We start from the raw sequence: 15,174 nt of genomic DNA, 5'->3' as shown, positions 1-15,174 counted from the left end.
CCCTACGCGTCCTCGTGCGAGGACTGGGCGCGGAGCTTCTGCTTGGCCCCCCGCTCGACGAGGACCGGAACGTAGGCCCGCACCGGCCGACCGTCGTAGGCATGATGCTCGCTGTCGACCACGGCCTCGACGTCGGCGCGGGGAGCATCCGGGAACCGAGTCGACAGCCGGGACACGATCTCCGCGACGGCCTCATCCTCATTGGGGGTCTTCATGTCTCGAGTGTCCAGCACCGATCTCCGGTGCGTCAAGGTCGCCGGGCCGACATGACAGTGAACTCCGACCGTCGCGTCCCAGCGCCTCCGGGTGTACTTTCGGAACCGTGCCGCTCGATCACTACGGCGTCCTGGCGGGCACCCTCACCAACCATGTGCGGGACACTCCCGATGATCAGGGGCGCTGGTACCACGTCAACCTGCAGCTCTCGGCGCCGGCTGGCTCCTACCGCAGCGCCGTCGACGTCGACAGCAAGCAGTCGGCGGTCGGAGTGCAGTGGAAGCTGCTCACAGTGCGGCGATCGTCGATCCTGCCGGCAGGCGGTGCATCACCGGGCTATCACGAGCTGGGTCGCAGCCGGGACACCGGTGCCCTCGACCACATCCGCCATCTCTCCCTCGTCGACAACCCGGGGTGCCTGTTCATCGTGCGCCCGCCATCGTGGTTGTCGGGGCTGTTCCCGCGACGACCGTGGATCGCAGGATCCAACCTCGATGCGTCGGTCGCGCTCGAATCCATCCTCCGGATCGGACGGCGCACGCTCGTCTGGGGCGAGCCGTTCGAGACCGGCCTGGGTATGCACAACATCCACCAGAACCAGGGCGACCCCATCGACTCCGCGTGGGCAGATGACAACGGGATCTGGCAGGACGGAGCCGTGATGGTCGAGCGTTCCGACGGAGAGTACGACGCGTTCATCTCGAAGTTCACGTCGCAGTCGTCGAGAACGGATGACGCCGGACACCCGGTGTGACGTGCGTGTGCCCGCGCGGGCATTCTGCACCTGCACAGGCTCCGGCGTAGGGTTCAGGGATGACCGAGATGTCGAACGACGAGAAGCGCCACGACCAGCTCACCACGGCACCGAAGGCGACGGAGGCTGACGCCGCCCCGCGGATCGAGGTCGAGGAGCTGCCCGACGGGAACACGCGCATCGACATCGCCGACACCGCGGCCGTGCGTCCGGGGCGCCCGGCTCGCGCGACGGACTGAGGCGCCGCGACACGGCGCGCTCGCTCGCCGAGGTCGGACGCAACGCGCGGCCGACGCGGCGTCAGCCCCTGCTCACCCAGGCCGCGAGCTCGGTGAGGCAGTCGGTCCAGCCGCCGCGGTGAGCGGCGCGTGCCGCCTCATGGGGAAGGCGTTCGTGAGTGACGGCCACCTCCGTGCCGGCATCCGCCGCTCGGAAGTCGACGGTCACGACGGTGTCGCCGTCGTCGGTGAACGGCGAGCGCCAGGTGAACACCAGCCGCCGCGGCCGATCGACCTCGAGATAGGTGCCCCGGTGCAGCACTGGAGCTCCGGGCATGTGCATGAGGATGCTGAACTCACCGCCTACGCGGGCATCAGCCGAGACCTCCGTGTGCGTCGCGTCACCCGGCTGCATCCACGCGGCGAGGCTGCGCGGATCGGTCTAGGCGTCGAACAGCACCTCGGGTGACGCAGCGATGACGCGGGAGACCACGAGGGCTGGCGCGACCGCGTCGGATCGCGCGTCGATGCTCATTCGGATGCGTCCTCTCCAGCGTTCGTCACGAATCTGTCGAGCGCGGCCAGCCTGTCGCTCCAGAACTCCCGGTACGACTCCATCCAGGCGGCTGCCTCGGCCATCGGCGCGGCGTTGAGCGACAGCACGTGGTTGCGCCCCTGCACCGACCGGGTCACGAGCCCGGCGGTCTCGAGCACGCGCACATGCTTGGACACCGAGTTGAGCGATATCGAGAAGTGGCTCGCGACATCGGTCACGCGCTCATCGGCTCGCGAGAGTCGCTGCAGGATCTCGCGTCGCGTCGGATCGGAGACGGCGCCGAACACCCGATCCAGCAGCGCAGTCGATGGTTCACCCATGAGGGTGAATGTACCACGATGCTCCGGTTCGGAAGACCGTGGGCGTTAGATCAGTCGGCGCAGCGCTTCGTCGACGGAGATGCCCTGTTCGCGTGCCGAGCGGCTGAGACGGGTGTGCTGGTCGGCGGTCAGCTCCACCGTGACGGCGTGCAGCAGCTCGGCGGCCGGTTCGCCGGCCGGCTCGTCGTCGAACAGGGAGAGCTGGGTCTTCACGGGCGCTGATGCCGCGGGAGGAGTCGCAGGCGCGGCTGCCGGGGGAGTGGCGACGCTCGAGGCCGCATCCGTCACCGCGGTGCGGGCACCGGGGAAGCCCGGCCCGCTCGGAACCGGACGACCACGCTGGAAGGCCTCTGCGGCCGCCCGGGCGCGCTCGTCGGCCGCCTCGTTCAGTGGGTGACCGGCGTGGCCCTTCACCCACTCGAACCTGTAGCGGCGACCCGTGACGGCAGCGTCGAGCTCCTGGATGAGTTCGAGATTCATCACCGGCTTGCCGTCGCCCTTGCGCCAGCCCTTGCGCTTCCAGCCCGGCATCCACTTCGTGACCGAGTTGATGACGTACTGGCTGTCGCAGAGGATCAGCAGGTCATCATCGAGATGCGCCGTGGACCGGAACAGTTCCAGAACCGCGGTGAGCTCGCCGATGTTGTTCGTGGCGTGCTTCCAGCCGCCGGCCGCCCAGGTGTTCTCGTCGACGTACCAGCACCACCCCGCCGGACCGGGGTTGCCGAGGGCCGAGCCGTCAGCGGCAGCGGTGATCGTCACGAGGGGAGGCCTTCCGAAGGGGCGAGCGCAAAGCTCCATGGTATTCGGGTGACGGATGCCGCCGGCACGCACGACCGCATCCGAACGCCGCCGGCTCGCTCGCTCGCCGTTTGTGGTCGCTCCAGCACGCGGCACCCGGCCACAGGTGGCGAGCGGCGTCGCAGCGCCCGGCCACAGGTGGCGAGCGGGCGCCGCGCGCTCGGCGTCAGTCGTGTCGCGGCTTGCGGTACGGGCGGTCGCTGCCACCCGAGTCGCGATCCGAACGCGATGGGCCGCCGCTGTCGGGGCGCAGCTCGATGAGCTTGCCCGAGATGCGCGTTCCGCTCAGCTTCGATAGCGTCTCGTCGGAGAGGCCGGCCGGGAGCTCGACCAGGGAGAAGTCGGGGCGGATGTCGATGGCCCCGAAGTCCTGACGGCTGAGGCCGCCCTCGTTCGCGAGCGCGCCGACGATCTGGCGCGGCTCGACCTTCTGGCGCTTGCCGATGGCGATGCGGTACATGGCCATCGGGCCGCTGCTCGGACGGGAGCGGCGCTCGGGGCGATCTCCGGCTCCGCGGTCGGCGTAGCGGTCGGGACGGTCTCCGCGACCACCGCGGTCGGTGCGGTCGCCGCGATCCCAGCGATCGCCACCGCGGGATCCGCCACGATCGGCGCGGTCGCCGCCGGAGCGCTCGTTGCGCTCCCGCTCGCGCTCGAAGCGCTCGGCGCGCTGCTGCGCACGCTCGTCCTCTGCGGAGAGCAGCAGGGGAGTCTCGCCCTGGGACACGATGGCGAGCGCGGCTGCCACGTCGGCCTCCGGCACGTCGTGGTGCTCAACGTAGTGGGCGATGATGTCGCGGAAGCGGTCGAGCCGCTCCTGCTGGCCGAGGGCCTCGGTGATGGCGTCGTCGAACCGGGCCAGGCGCGTCGCGTTCACGTCGTCGACGCTCGGCAGCTGCATCTGGGTGAGGGTCTGGCGGGTCGCCTTCTCGATGCTGGTCAGCATCCGTCGCTCGCGAGGCGTGACGAAGCTGATGGCCTCACCACTGCGGCCGGCACGGCCGGTGCGGCCGATGCGGTGCACATACGACTCGGTGTCGATCGGAAGGTCGAAGTTGACCACGTGCGAGATGCGCTCGACGTCGAGACCACGGGCCGCGACATCCGTCGCCACCAGGATGTCGAGCTTGCCCGACTTCAGCTGGTTGACCGTGCGCTCGCGCTGGGCCTGCACCACGTCGCCGTTGATGGCCGCGGCTGAGTAGCCGCGGGCGCGCAGCTTCTCGGCCAGGGTCTCGGTCTCGTTCTTGGTGCGCGTGAAGATGATCATGCCCTCGAAGTTCTCGACCTCGAGGATGCGGGTGAGGGCGTCGACCTTCTGCGGGTACGACACCACCAGGTAGCGCTGCGTGATGGTGGCGGAGGTCGTGGTCTTGGTCTTGACCGTGATCTCCTCGGGGTTCTTCAGGTACTGGGCCGAGATGCGGCGGATGGCTGCGGGCATCGTGGCCGAGAACAGGGCCACCTGCTTCTCGTCCGGCGTGTCGGCGAGGATCGTCTCGACGTCCTCGGCGAAGCCCATCTTGAGCATCTCGTCTGCCTCGTCGAGCACGAGGTACTTGAGCTCGGTGAGGTCGAGGGTGCCCTTCTCGAGGTGGTCCATGATGCGGCCGGGGGTGCCGACGACGATATGCACGCCGCGGCGGAGGGCCGACAGCTGCACTCCGTAGCCCTGGCCGCCGTAGACGGGGAGCACGTGCACGCCGCGCACGTGGGAGGCGTACTTCTCGAAGGCCTCGCAGACCTGCAGCGCGAGTTCGCGGGTCGGGGCGAGCACCAGGGCCTGCACCGACTTCTGCGACACGTCGAGGTTGGAGAGGATGGGCAGCGCGAACGCCGCGGTCTTGCCGGTTCCGGTCTGGGCGGTGCCGAGCACGTCGCGTCCGGCCAGGAGCGGCGGAATGGTGGCCGCCTGGATGGCGGACGGGGTCTCATAGCCGACGTCTTTGAGGGCCTTGAGCACGGCGTCTGAGAGGCCGAGATCGGTGAAGGTAGGCTCGGCGGGGGTGGTGTCCGCCTCGCTCTGCGGGGTGGAGTCAGGGGACGTCATGGTTCCAACGGTACCGCGCCCCGCTGTGCAGCGGTGGTGAGGGCTTCTCGGCCGGGTGCGCCCGCGCCGTCACCGGCCCATCGATGCTTGGATGGAGCCATGGCTGAGACGGACGACTCCCTCCCCGGCTTCGCGCGCTTCAGGCGCGTGATCCTCGATCGCGGCGAGGCGACGGACACGGCATCCGACACCCCCGAGGCTGCGACGGTCCAGGCCGAACACTCGACGCAGGTGCAGCCTCCCGGCTGGCCGCACGAGGCCGGGCCCTTCGACGAGCCGCCAGCCGAGGAGGTCGTGCTCGACGAGGACGAGCTTCCGTGGGAGTTGCGGGATGCCGTTCCGCCGACCGGTGACTGACACGACCTGTTGACGAGCGGATGCCGCGAGCGGGACGATGGTGCCATCGACGCCGGCACCGCTGCCTGCGCCTGCATGCGGTGGGCGACGACGCCCATCGGAGCATCCGACCCGTGAGGGGCAGGCACGATGGAGACACGACCGCGACCACTCGTTCTCATCCGGGGCTTCGGCGGCCTCGACATCGAGGATGACAGGCGCAACGCCTACCAGGGCTTCAACGACGGCACCGTCTACCCCGGCAAGCGTGGGCAGAACTACATCTACGAGGGCTTCGTCATCAAGGCGCTCAAGTCGTCGGAGCATCCGTACAACGACGCCACCGATGTGATCGGCTACTACCCGAGGGCGGTCGACGGTCCCCCCGACCTGATCGGCTGGAATCCGGAGTTCACGAAGGGCTCGATCGTCATCGACCCGCGGGTGGTCGACGACCACGAGGGCTGGAGCACCCGCGGAACGATCTGGGTGTACCGCTACTACGACCTGAACCCCCGCAACATCGACACCTTCGCCGAGGGCCTGGTGCAGCTCATCGAGCGCATCGCCTACCTCGCCGAACGCGCCGAGGAGGACCCGTTCGACGGCGTCGACGTGATCGCTCACAGTATGGGCGGCCTCGTCATGGTGCAGGCCATGCGCCTGCTCCACGAGGCTGAGGCGGCGAAAGACCCGAGCGTGACTCAGGGCGCCGCGAAATCCATCCATCGCGCCATCACCCTCGGGACACCGCATCGCGGAATCGCCTTCCAACGGATGCCGGAGGCCTTCCTCTCCTTCGTGCACCTGAAGGCGGCCAGCGAACTCGGCGCCTTCGACCCGACGAGCACAGCATTCCTCGACGTGCCGACCTGGTTCCCGCCGTCGAAGCTGCTCACCGTCGTCGGCACCAACTACCGCGACTACAACATCAAGATCTCCTCGGCCGGCAACCGGCTCGCCAGCCTGCTCGCGGGAGACGGCATGACCTACAACCGCAGCGACGGACTGGTGAAGCAGGCATCGGCCCAGCTGCCCGGCTCCCCGCGCACCTTCGTGAACAAGTGCCACGGCGGAACCGATTCGCTGGTGACCAGCCGGGAGGCGTACGAGATCGCGATGCGCTTCTTCCACGGCACCCACAGCATCCGCCTCTCGCTCGACGACGCTCGCATCAGCGGGGACGAGAAGGACTTCTTCGGACGCAGCGAGTTCTTCTTCGGCGTGACGATCAAGCCGCGCTTCGTCGACTTCTCGTTGTTCGAGCAGTCAGCGGCCGCCGAGAACTGCTACGGGCCCTTCCGCACCGTCGACCTCAGCGACGACGGACCCGGAGCGCTGCAGGCCGCGCTGAGCCGGCCCCTGTCGGAATCGGACAGGGCCATGGGCTGGGCGGGCGACGGCAGGCTGATCTGGGAGGGCTGGATCGATTCCAACGCGAATCCGAAGGCGCCCGACATGGTCTTCCGCCTCGACGTCTACGTCGCCGAGCGCGACACCCTCGGCATCGGCTTCTCTGACAACGTGATCTTCGCCGGCCAGTACTGGCTGCAGGTGATCAAGGGCGGGCATCCGATCATCTTCATGCACACCACCGAGCAGACTCTCAAGCTGACGAGTGGACTGACCGAGGCCGATGCCGACACCGTGATCGACCCGCGCATCATCAGGGCCACCGAGGACGCCACCCCTGCCGATGCCTCGGCTGCGGGGTGGACCTTCCCGGTGGGCGGGCCGAACTTCGCGGCGACTCTGCGGCTCGAGGTGGCGGCTTCGGACCAGGCCGCATAGGCATCCGCACGCCGGGAACGGCCGGCGACCGGCGAATGCGCCCTCTTCTGGAGTCGCGCCCGCGCCGGTCGCGTCGATAGCGTCGACACCATGTCTTCTCCCGGATCGTTCAGCACACGCTCTCTCACGATTCCGGTGCTCGCATCGACGGTGGCGTTGCTCGGCGGACTGCTCGCCCCGGTCTCGGTGGCCGTCGCCGACGAGCTGGCGGCCGATGCCGCCGTGCACGTCGTCGGCACGCTTGTCGTCATCCAGGCTGAGGAGACTCCCAGCCCGGTCGTGTCGCCTCAGGGTGCGACGGATGCCGACGACACCCTCGCTGCTCACGTGCTCCTCGCCGACGGTTCGTCGGTGCCGATCGATGGATACCTCATTCCGACGGATGCCGCCTCCGGAGCGCCCGTCGACGTCGTGGCGGCACCGAGTGCCGAAGTGTTCGCCGACGCCGGGATCGCCGCATCCGGAACCGTCGCTGCGGATTCGGCCGAGGGCCAGCAGATCGTCGAGGCCGCCGTCGTCGCCGACGACCCCCTGACCGTCGTGGCCGGCGAGATCGGCGCGGTCGAGGTGCAGGCAGCGGCAGCGGCCCACACCATCGACGTCGCCGTCGTCTCCAACGGGTCGACCGCGACAGCGGCGTCCACCGACGCCTACGTGAAAGCCGTGCTCGCGAAGGTCGGAAAGTTCTGGACCGAGCAGTCGGCCGGCGCCGTTCCGGCGATCACCCTGACCTCGATCAAGCGCTACTCGTCGACGAAGGGGTGCGGCACCCAGGACTCGACGATCGCCCTCTGGGATGAGGCGGCCAAGAAGTTCGGTCACGCCGGAGGAGCCGATGACTACGTCGGGGCTGGAACGAAGCACCTGTTCGTCATCAGCCCCCCGTCGTGCGCGACCAGCTTCAACGGCCTCGGGTCGATCGGGAACGGTGTCGGGAACGGCGGAGTGGTCTGGGCGGCGTTCGACGGCGGAGACGGGTCCGGAGACGAGCTCACCCTCGCCCACGAGATCGGCCACAACTTCTCGCTCCACCACGCGAACGTGCAGCAGTGCACGTCTCCCGACACCGACGCCAAGATCGTGGGCACCTCCTACGGCACCTCGTCGTGCTTCGAGGACCCGTACGCCGACCTGTACGACGTGATGGGCATGTCGTTCGTGGTGAACGACGGCACGACGCTGCACGGGAACGACAACACTCCTGCCCTCAACGCGATCTCCAAGCTGAGGCTCGGTCTCATCTCGGCGACGGATGCCCCGACGCTGACGGCGGCAGCGACCCCCTCGACGACCAGCTACGCGATCACCGGGGCATCCGCACTGTCGGGACGTCGCGCGCTGAAGATCATCGACCCGGTCTCGCAGGAGCGCTACTACGTCGAGTACCGCAATGCCCAGGGACGCGACGCCGGCTCGCTCTACTCCCGCTTCGCGAACCCGCCCGCCCACTGGTCGATCTCGGCCATGGGTCCGGGCATCCGCGTGCTGAAGTCGGGTCCGGGGGGTTCGACCTCCGTCGTCCTTCCCGACGCCACGGCGAGCGGCCCTCGCCTGGCGTTCGTGGCGGGGCGCTCGTTCACCTCGCGCACGAAGGGCCTGAAGGTCACGGTCTCCTCGCTGACGACCTCCGCGGCAACGGTGTCGGTCACTCTCACTCCGCCGGTCCTCGCCTTCGCCGGCACCAACCCGCCGACGATCTCAGGCAACCGCCAGGTGGGTCGGACGCTGACGGCGGTCGCTGGCAGCGGCTGGACGCCGGCTCCGACGACCATGACGTACAAGTGGATGCGCAACGGTGCCGCCATCTCAGGGGCGACCTCCGCCGCCTACGTGCCGGTCGCCGCCGACGTCGGCACTCTCACGACTGTCGCCGTGACCGGGACCAGGTCCGGCTACACGACCAGGACGTGGACGTCGACGGGCACCGTCAAGACCGTCTCCGAGGCGGCCTTCGCCGGCGAGAAGCTTCCGGTCGTCACGGGATCGCGGGCCGTGGGCAACGCCCTCACTGTCACCCCCGACGGTGGCTGGACGCCCGCACCGACGTCATACACCTACCGGTGGTATCGCGGCTCGACCGTCATCTCCGGCGCCACAGGTTCGAGCTACACCCAGAAGCCCGACGACATCGGGGCCATCGTGACGGCATCCGTCACCGCGGTCAGGGATGGGGTCGAGAGCCGGAGTTACCGCTCGGCGACCGCCGCCAAGACCACGGGGGCCTTCACCGGATCGGCCGTGCCCACGGTGTCGGGTGAGCCGTTCGTCGCACGCACCCTCACGGCGAAGCCGAGCACCGCCTGGGTGCCCACGCCGACGTCCTACACCTACCAGTGGTACCGGAACGGCACGGCGATCGCCCGGGCGACAGCCAAGACCTACGTCGTCGCGACCGCCGACAAGGGGTCGAAGCTGACGGTGCGGGTGACTGCGGTGAAGTCCGGGGTCACCTCTCGCTCCGGCGTGAGCGCGGCCACCGCGACCATCGCATCGCTCAAGTCGTTCACAGGAACGGCGCTGCCGACCGTCAAGGGAACCCGCACCGTCGGGTCGACCCTGTCTGCCCTGTCCGGCTCGGACTGGTCGCCCAAGACCACGGGCACCACCTATCGGTACGCCTGGTACCGCGGCAGCACTCCGATCAGCGGGGCGACGGCGAAGACGTACACGCAGGTGAGCGCCGACGTCGGGCAGGTCATCCGCGTCAAGATGTCGGCCATGCGCTACGGCTACAAGACGAAGAGCGCCATCTCGTCGGCGACCGCAGCGAAGACCGTCAGATAGTCGAGTCGGTCTCTGCGGGCGTGGCTCCGTCGGCGTCGGCCGTGCCGTCGGCATCGGCGGTGCCGTCGGCATCGGCGGTGCCGTCGGCATCGGCCACCGCGGTCTTCGGCCGGCCGCCGGTGCGGCTCCTGCCCTCGATCTGAGCGGCCACGGCGTCAATGTCGTCGGCGAGCCAGACCACCCCGCGGGCGAGGGGCTCCGGCAGGATCGACGGCACTCCTCCCGTGGCGCCGGCATCACGGTGGCTGAGCCAGACGCGCACAGTCGACGTCGACACGCCGAACCTGGCCGCGACATCGGCGACGGTGAGCAGGGCTGGACGGTTCTCGTGCGGCATGAGGGCGATCGTAGCGCTGTCAACCCCTGTCAGCGGGCCGGTGGGAAACCTAGCGTCGAGAGCGCACTCTTCCGACGCCGGAGGGGCCGGCCCGATCAAGGAGCACGACATGACCGACACGACAGAAGACCCCCGCATCCGCATCGTCGAGCTCGCGCGCAAGATCCCGATCGCGATGCTCTCGACCATCGACGGAGAGGGCCACGTCGTGAGTCGACCGATGTCGCCCCAGGAGATCACCGACGAAGGCGTGATCTGGTTCATCGCCGAGGCCGACTCCCGCGATGCCGGCGAGATCAGCATGAACCCGAGCGTCGGAGTCTCGCTCACCAGCGGATCCTCCTTCGTCTCGTTCTCCGGATCCGCGGAGGTGCTGACGGATGCCGCCAAGCTGCACGAGCTCTGGAACCCGGCCGTCGAGGCCTGGCTGCCCGACGGCCCCGACAGCCCGCAGGCCGTTCTGTTCAAGGTCACGGCCGAGAGCGGCGAGTACTGGGACTCCCCGGGAGGACGCATCGCGACGGTGATCAGCTTCGTCAAGGCGAAGCTCACGGGAGAGCGCTACGACGGGGGAGAGAACGAGACGGTGTCGCTGCCCTGAGAGAACTCTGGTAGCCGTATTGTCAGCGGAATAGCGGCTGATCATCAGGCGTTCTTGTCATCGTAGGGCGAACGAAGTCAAGACTCCCCAGCAGCCCTCGGAAGGCAGGGAAACCCCGTGAGACGTGTGAACGAAGAAGTCGAGCTCGAGAAGGGCGTCGTCACCAAGTACCGGCGACACTCCAACGGCGGCGGATTCGTCTCTCCCAAGGCGCACGTGGACGCAACCGCGTTCGTGGCGTCGACCGCTTACGTCGAGAACGGCGCGAGCATCGGCCGGGACGCCTGGGTGGGCGCCGGCAGTTGGATCGACCGCGACGCCATGCTCGGTGCGCACTCATTCATCGGTGCCAACGTGCACATCGGTGCCGGCGCAGTCATCAGCGACAAGGCCCGCATCGGAAGCCACTCGCGCATCGGCGCGAACGTGCGCATCGTCGCAGGCCACCACCTCGAGCGCGACGCGATGATCCCCGACAACGCCGTTGTCGGCGGGACCGACGGACCCAAGACCCGCTACGTGCGGGCCGCCTGAGCGAATCCGACGCGAGGCCGGTCTGGCGAAAACCCGACCGGCCTCCGACGGAATGCAGCCGTATCGATTTAGGGTGTCGGTGTGTGGCGCCTTGACCGAAAGACAGACGACGACCCGATGCAGACGTCGTCGAACCTCCCCCCTGCCCAAGTGACCGCCCCGCACGCTGTCACCACGGGCGATCCGGCGGAGCGTCCGGCGAACATCGCGGAGCCCGCGTGGCAGCGCTGGCGAGACGAACTCGCCGCCATCGGCGGACGATCACCGCTGCTCCACTTCGACGACCAGCCGCGCACGCGCATCGAGCTGAGCGTCACGCATCCCGGCGGACTCCCGCAGTTCATCACGGGCAAGACCGTGCTGCTGTCGAGCCTCATCCGTGACGAGCTCGCCCTGCGGAACGCCCGTCTCGCCGCCGGAGCCATCACGCAGAAGGGCATCGAACTGCGCTCCATGCGGGGCATCGAGAGCGTGCACCTGGGCATCGGCCTCGCGCAGTGGACCCACGACGACGTCGAGTATCTCGCCCCTGTGCTGCTGCGCCCCCTGGCCATCCGCCGCTACGGACGGGACTTCGAGCTCAAGTTGAAGGGTGCGCCGTTCCTCAACCCGGAACTGGCCCACGCCCTCAAGGAGCAGTTCCAGATCACGCTCGACGCCGACGCCTTCGTGGCTCTCGCCGTCTCCAACGGAGACTTCAAGCCGCAGCCCGTCATCGATCGCCTTCGCGGGCTCACCTCGCACCTCGCCTGGTTCAGCGTCGCCCCTCGACTCGTCGTGTCGTCCTTCTCCGACGTCGGCCGTCGCATGACGGCGGATGCCGCGAAGCTCGACCATGTCGTCATCGACGCCGTCGCGGGCAATCCCGCGGCCCGTGCGCGCATCGAGAGCGCGTACAACCCCGTGCAGGCCATGGGTCAGGACTCGCGACCGCCGGCGACCGACGTGCTGCTGCTCGATGCCGACCCCGAGCAGGAGAACGTCGTCGCCCAGATCTCGGCCGGCAACTCGCTCGTCGTGAAGACGCTTCCCGGCACGGGTGGCACCCAGACAATCGTCAACGCCCTCGGCACCCTCATCGGCCAGCACAAGCGTGTTCTCGTCGTGAGCGCCCGACGCGCGAGCCTGGAGGGCATCGCCCACAGGCTCGGCCAGGTGGGCCTGCCGGGTGCCGCCGTGTCTGCGCGCACCCTCCGCCGCGACCTCATGCTCTCGATCGGCCGGAACGAGAAGGCCGAAAGGCCGCAGGTGAGCGACGTCGACGACGCCCTCGTGCGCCTGCGCAAGGTGCTCCTCGACTACCGCTCCGCCCTGACGCGCCGGGACCCGGCACTCGGTGTGTCCGTGCTCGACGCCCTCGGTGAGCTCACCCGGCTGTCCCTCCTGCCGACGCCCCCTGCAACCACCGCACGTCTGGATCACTCGTCGATCGTCGCCCTCGCGGGCGACCGAGCCGGGGCAGCGGCAGCCCTCATCAAGGCCGCGGCCCTTGGCGAGTTCCGGTACGGCCCGGGCGACTCGCCCTGGTATGGGGCATCCTTCACCTCGACCCAAGAGGCCGACACGGCCCACGCCCTGGCGAAGCGGCTGAACACGCAGGAGCTGCCGCGCCTCATCGAGCGCGCCAACGCCCTTGTCGGGCAGACCAGGCTGCGCCCGTTCGAGTCGATCGCCGAGCTCGGCATCTACCTCCGCCTGCTCCTCGACATCCGCGAGACGCTCGACAAGTTCCAGCCGTCGGTCTACGACCGTTCGCTGGTCGAGCTGATCGCGGCGACGTCGACCCGCCGCGATGCCCCCGAGATGACCGGCGCCAACCGCCGCCGCCTCAAGAAGCTCGCGCAGGAGTACCTGCGGCCGGGCGTTCACGTCACCGACATGAACGAGGCGCTCCGCCGCGTGCAGCAGCAGCGCACCCTCTGGCAGCGCTACGTGGTGGCAGGCTCCACGCCGGCCGTCCCCGTCGGCATCGCCGATGTGCACGTCGCCTACCAGCGCGTCACCGAGGACCTCGCCCGCCTCGACGCCCCTCTCGGCACAGCAGGAACGCCGCGCCAGCTCGCTTCGCGCCCCACCCGCGAGCTCATCTACACGATGTCCGGTCTGGCCGCGGAGTCCGAGGTGCTCGCCAACCTCCAGGAGCGCACGGCCCTGCTGGCCCACCTCCGTGACCTCAACCTCGACCCGCTGCTGACCGACCTCTCGCGGCGCCACGTCGCAGAGGAGGACGTCGTCGCGGAGCTTGAACTCGCCTGGTGGCAGTCGGTGCTCGAGTCGATGCTGGCGGGCGACAAGGCCCTCCTGAACGCCAACACCGGTGTGCTCGACAGGCTCGAGGCCGACTTCAAGCTCGTCGACGAAGCCCACGCGTCGGCATCCGGCGGCCTGCTGGCGGCGCTGCTCGCCGAGACCTGGAAGATCGGCGTCGTCGACTGGCCGGAGGAAGCCGACCAGCTGCGCCGGCTCCTGCGTTCCGATCGCACCAGCCCCCGCAACCTGCAACTCGCGGCTCCGCACCTCGGCAAGGTGGTCGCCCCCGTGTGGCTCGCCTCGCCCTACGACGTGGCGGAGATCACCGACGAGATCTCGTTCGATACCGTGCTCCTCGTCGACGCCGGCGCGACCAGCTTCGCCGAGAACCTCGGCGCCATCCGCCGCGGAAAGCAGATCGTGGCCTTCGGCGACCCCGTCACCCAGACGCCGTCGCTGTTCGACACCGGTATCAGGGGCGCCGCGGATGCCGCGGCCGACGCCCCGGAGGGCCCCGGTGTCGACGCCCTGCACGCCGACTCGGCGCTGGCGCGACTCGGAGAACTGCTGCCGACCCTCACCCTCACGCGCAGCTATCGCGCCGGGGGAGAGGACCTCGCAGAGCTCGTGAACCGCCGCTTCTACGCCGGACGCATCGACGCCCTGCCGTGGGCCGGAAGCTTCCTGGGGCACGGCAGCCTCAACCTGCACTACGTCGTCGGCGGCCACGGCATGCCCGACAACGAGAGCGGAGCGGTCGAGAGCGTCGACGCCGAGGTGGCGAAGGTCGTCGAGCTCGTCATCGACCACGCGGTCAAGCGCCCGCGCGAGTCGCTCATGGTGATCACGGCATCAGGTCGTCACGCCGTGCGCGTGCACCAGGCCGTTCTCGCCGCGTTCGCGAAGCGGACCGACCTCTCGAGCTTCATCCTGAACGACACGGCCGAGCCGTTCACCGTGCTCACGCTCGAGCAGGCGACTGCCCAGAGCCGCGACAGGGTCATCTTCTCGATCGGCTACGGACGCACGCCGCACGGCCGCCTGCTCTCGAACTTCGGGTCTCTGGGAGAGGCGGGCGGCGATCGCCTGCTCGCCGTCGGCATGACGCGCGCCCGCCGCGCCATGGACATCGTGTCCTGCTTCAGGCCCAGCGACATCGATGAGGACCGCCGTCGTCACGGCATCCTGGCCCTGGCGCAGGTGCTCGAGCAGATCGACCTGGCCGAGACCACACCGCCCACGGCCATCGCGAGTGAGGCGATGCTCATCGACCTCGCCGAGCGCCTCCGCCTCCGCGGTGTCACCGTCGAGCTCGGACACCGCGAGAAGCTCGCCCTCGCCGCGTCGTTCCGGGGCAAGGCCATCGTCGTCGAGACGGACTCCGTGGTCGGCACGATGAGCCTGCGCGAGTCGCTGAGGCTCCGTCCGGATGTGCTGCGCCGCCTCGGCTGGCACTACCTGCGCGTGCACGCCTTCGAGCTCTTCGCCGATCCCGATGCCGTGGCATCGCGCATCGGTGCTGTGCTCGGGGCGCCGACGGCCGCTGTGCCCGGCATCGACACCGAGACGGCGCCGATCACCATCGTCTCGCCGTCCGGCCTCCGCTGAGTCGACCATCGGAGTCGC

General features: G+C 69.1%; 13 protein-coding genes and 1 pseudogene. 8 read left to right on the top strand and 6 right to left on the bottom strand.

Annotated features, from left to right (window positions below; translation table 11 throughout):
- Window positions 1-2 precede the first annotated feature (2 nt).
- Window positions 3-215 (bottom strand): three-helix bundle dimerization domain-containing protein, encoded by a 213-nt coding sequence (locus ASC59_RS07505; protein ID WP_055820295.1) that lies wholly within the window; start codon window positions 213-215, stop codon window positions 3-5.
- Window positions 216-322: 107 nt separating this feature from the next.
- Here ASC59_RS07505 and ASC59_RS07500 point away from each other — a divergent pair, with 107 nt between their 5' ends.
- Complete coding sequence (locus ASC59_RS07500; protein WP_055820292.1) at window positions 323-970, top strand: DUF2278 family protein; 648 nt, start codon at window positions 323-325, stop codon at window positions 968-970.
- 59 nt (window positions 971-1,029) lie between these two features.
- Window positions 1,030-1,209: a hypothetical protein gene (locus ASC59_RS17190; protein WP_157487951.1), complete on the top strand. Its 180-nt coding sequence runs from the start codon at window positions 1,030-1,032 to the stop codon at window positions 1,207-1,209.
- A 61-nt stretch (window positions 1,210-1,270) separates the two neighbouring features.
- Here the strand turns inward: ASC59_RS17190 and ASC59_RS07495 are convergent.
- The 4 genes and pseudogenes from ASC59_RS07495 to ASC59_RS07480 all read right to left on the bottom strand — a co-directional run.
- A pseudogene (locus tag ASC59_RS07495) lies at window positions 1,271-1,618 on the bottom strand (SRPBCC family protein); the annotation flags it as partial.
- Window positions 1,619-1,719: 101 nt separating this feature from the next.
- Window positions 1,720-2,064: an ArsR/SmtB family transcription factor gene (locus tag ASC59_RS07490; RefSeq protein WP_055820285.1), complete on the bottom strand. Its 345-nt coding sequence runs from the start codon at window positions 2,062-2,064 to the stop codon at window positions 1,720-1,722.
- Between the two features lie 45 nt (window positions 2,065-2,109).
- Window positions 2,110-2,826 (bottom strand): ribonuclease HI, encoded by a 717-nt coding sequence (locus ASC59_RS07485; RefSeq protein WP_055820281.1) that lies wholly within the window; start codon window positions 2,824-2,826, stop codon window positions 2,110-2,112.
- Between the two features lie 205 nt (window positions 2,827-3,031).
- A complete protein-coding gene (locus tag ASC59_RS07480) occupies window positions 3,032-4,915 on the bottom strand; it encodes a DEAD/DEAH box helicase (protein WP_055820280.1) in 1,884 nt (627 codons plus the stop codon).
- 99 nt (window positions 4,916-5,014) lie between these two features.
- Here ASC59_RS07480 and ASC59_RS07475 point away from each other — a divergent pair, with 99 nt between their 5' ends.
- The 3 genes from ASC59_RS07475 (at window position 5,015) to ASC59_RS07465 (ending at window position 9,826) form a co-directional block, all read left to right on the top strand.
- Window positions 5,015-5,272 carry a hypothetical protein gene (locus ASC59_RS07475; RefSeq protein WP_055820277.1) on the top strand — a complete coding sequence of 86 codons (258 nt, stop codon included), beginning with the start codon at window positions 5,015-5,017 and terminating at the stop codon, window positions 5,270-5,272.
- Window positions 5,273-5,401: 129 nt separating this feature from the next.
- Window positions 5,402-7,042, top strand: coding sequence for an esterase/lipase family protein (locus tag ASC59_RS07470; protein ID WP_055820274.1), 1,641 nt, complete (start codon window positions 5,402-5,404; stop codon window positions 7,040-7,042).
- 90 nt (window positions 7,043-7,132) lie between these two features.
- Window positions 7,133-9,826, top strand: a complete 2,694-nt coding sequence (locus tag ASC59_RS07465) for a hypothetical protein (RefSeq protein WP_055820272.1) — start codon at window positions 7,133-7,135, stop codon at window positions 9,824-9,826.
- On the opposite strand, the gene ASC59_RS07460 is transcribed toward ASC59_RS07465, so the two are convergent.
- Entirely contained in the window at window positions 9,819-10,163 is a 345-nt protein-coding gene (locus tag ASC59_RS07460) for a helix-turn-helix transcriptional regulator (RefSeq protein WP_055820269.1), read from the bottom strand. The two genes, ASC59_RS07465 and ASC59_RS07460, sit on opposite strands and share 8 nt — an antisense overlap.
- A 109-nt stretch (window positions 10,164-10,272) precedes the next feature.
- Here ASC59_RS07460 and ASC59_RS07455 point away from each other — a divergent pair, with 109 nt between their 5' ends.
- The 3 genes from ASC59_RS07455 to ASC59_RS07445 all read left to right on the top strand — a co-directional run bounded on the left by ASC59_RS07455 (window position 10,273) and on the right by ASC59_RS07445 (window position 15,156).
- Window positions 10,273-10,764: a pyridoxamine 5'-phosphate oxidase family protein gene (locus ASC59_RS07455; protein WP_055820266.1), complete on the top strand. Its 492-nt coding sequence runs from the start codon at window positions 10,273-10,275 to the stop codon at window positions 10,762-10,764.
- A 117-nt stretch (window positions 10,765-10,881) separates the two neighbouring features.
- A complete protein-coding gene (locus tag ASC59_RS07450) occupies window positions 10,882-11,298 on the top strand; it encodes a DapH/DapD/GlmU-related protein (protein WP_157487950.1) in 417 nt (138 codons plus the stop codon).
- Between the two features lie 117 nt (window positions 11,299-11,415).
- Window positions 11,416-15,156, top strand: coding sequence for an AAA family ATPase (locus ASC59_RS07445; RefSeq protein WP_442915094.1), 3,741 nt, complete (start codon window positions 11,416-11,418; stop codon window positions 15,154-15,156).
- Window positions 15,157-15,174: the final 18 nt, after the last annotated feature.

This window comes from Leifsonia sp. Root1293 (genome assembly GCF_001425325.1).
Lineage (GTDB): Bacteria > Actinomycetota > Actinomycetes > Actinomycetales > Microbacteriaceae > Orlajensenia.
This window is presented reverse-complemented; position numbering and strand designations above follow the sequence as displayed.

Coding starts and splice junctions, on each gene's coding strand:
- ASC59_RS07460 (WP_055820269.1), bottom strand. CDS start 10,163: ATGCCGCACGAGAACCGTCCAGCCCTGCTCACCGTCGCCGATGTCGCG.
- ASC59_RS07480 (WP_055820280.1), bottom strand. CDS start 4,915: ATGACGTCCCCTGACTCCACCCCGCAGAGCGAGGCGGACACCACCCCC.
- ASC59_RS07475 (WP_055820277.1), top strand. CDS start 5,015: ATGGCTGAGACGGACGACTCCCTCCCCGGCTTCGCGCGCTTCAGGCGC.
- ASC59_RS07465 (WP_055820272.1), top strand. CDS start 7,133: ATGTCTTCTCCCGGATCGTTCAGCACACGCTCTCTCACGATTCCGGTG.
- ASC59_RS17190 (WP_157487951.1), top strand. CDS start 1,030: ATGACCGAGATGTCGAACGACGAGAAGCGCCACGACCAGCTCACCACG.
- ASC59_RS07445 (WP_442915094.1), top strand. CDS start 11,416: ATGCAGACGTCGTCGAACCTCCCCCCTGCCCAAGTGACCGCCCCGCAC.
- ASC59_RS07505 (WP_055820295.1), bottom strand. CDS start 215: ATGAAGACCCCCAATGAGGATGAGGCCGTCGCGGAGATCGTGTCCCGG.
- ASC59_RS07470 (WP_055820274.1), top strand. CDS start 5,402: ATGGAGACACGACCGCGACCACTCGTTCTCATCCGGGGCTTCGGCGGC.
- ASC59_RS07490 (WP_055820285.1), bottom strand. CDS start 2,064: ATGGGTGAACCATCGACTGCGCTGCTGGATCGGGTGTTCGGCGCCGTC.
- ASC59_RS07455 (WP_055820266.1), top strand. CDS start 10,273: ATGACCGACACGACAGAAGACCCCCGCATCCGCATCGTCGAGCTCGCG.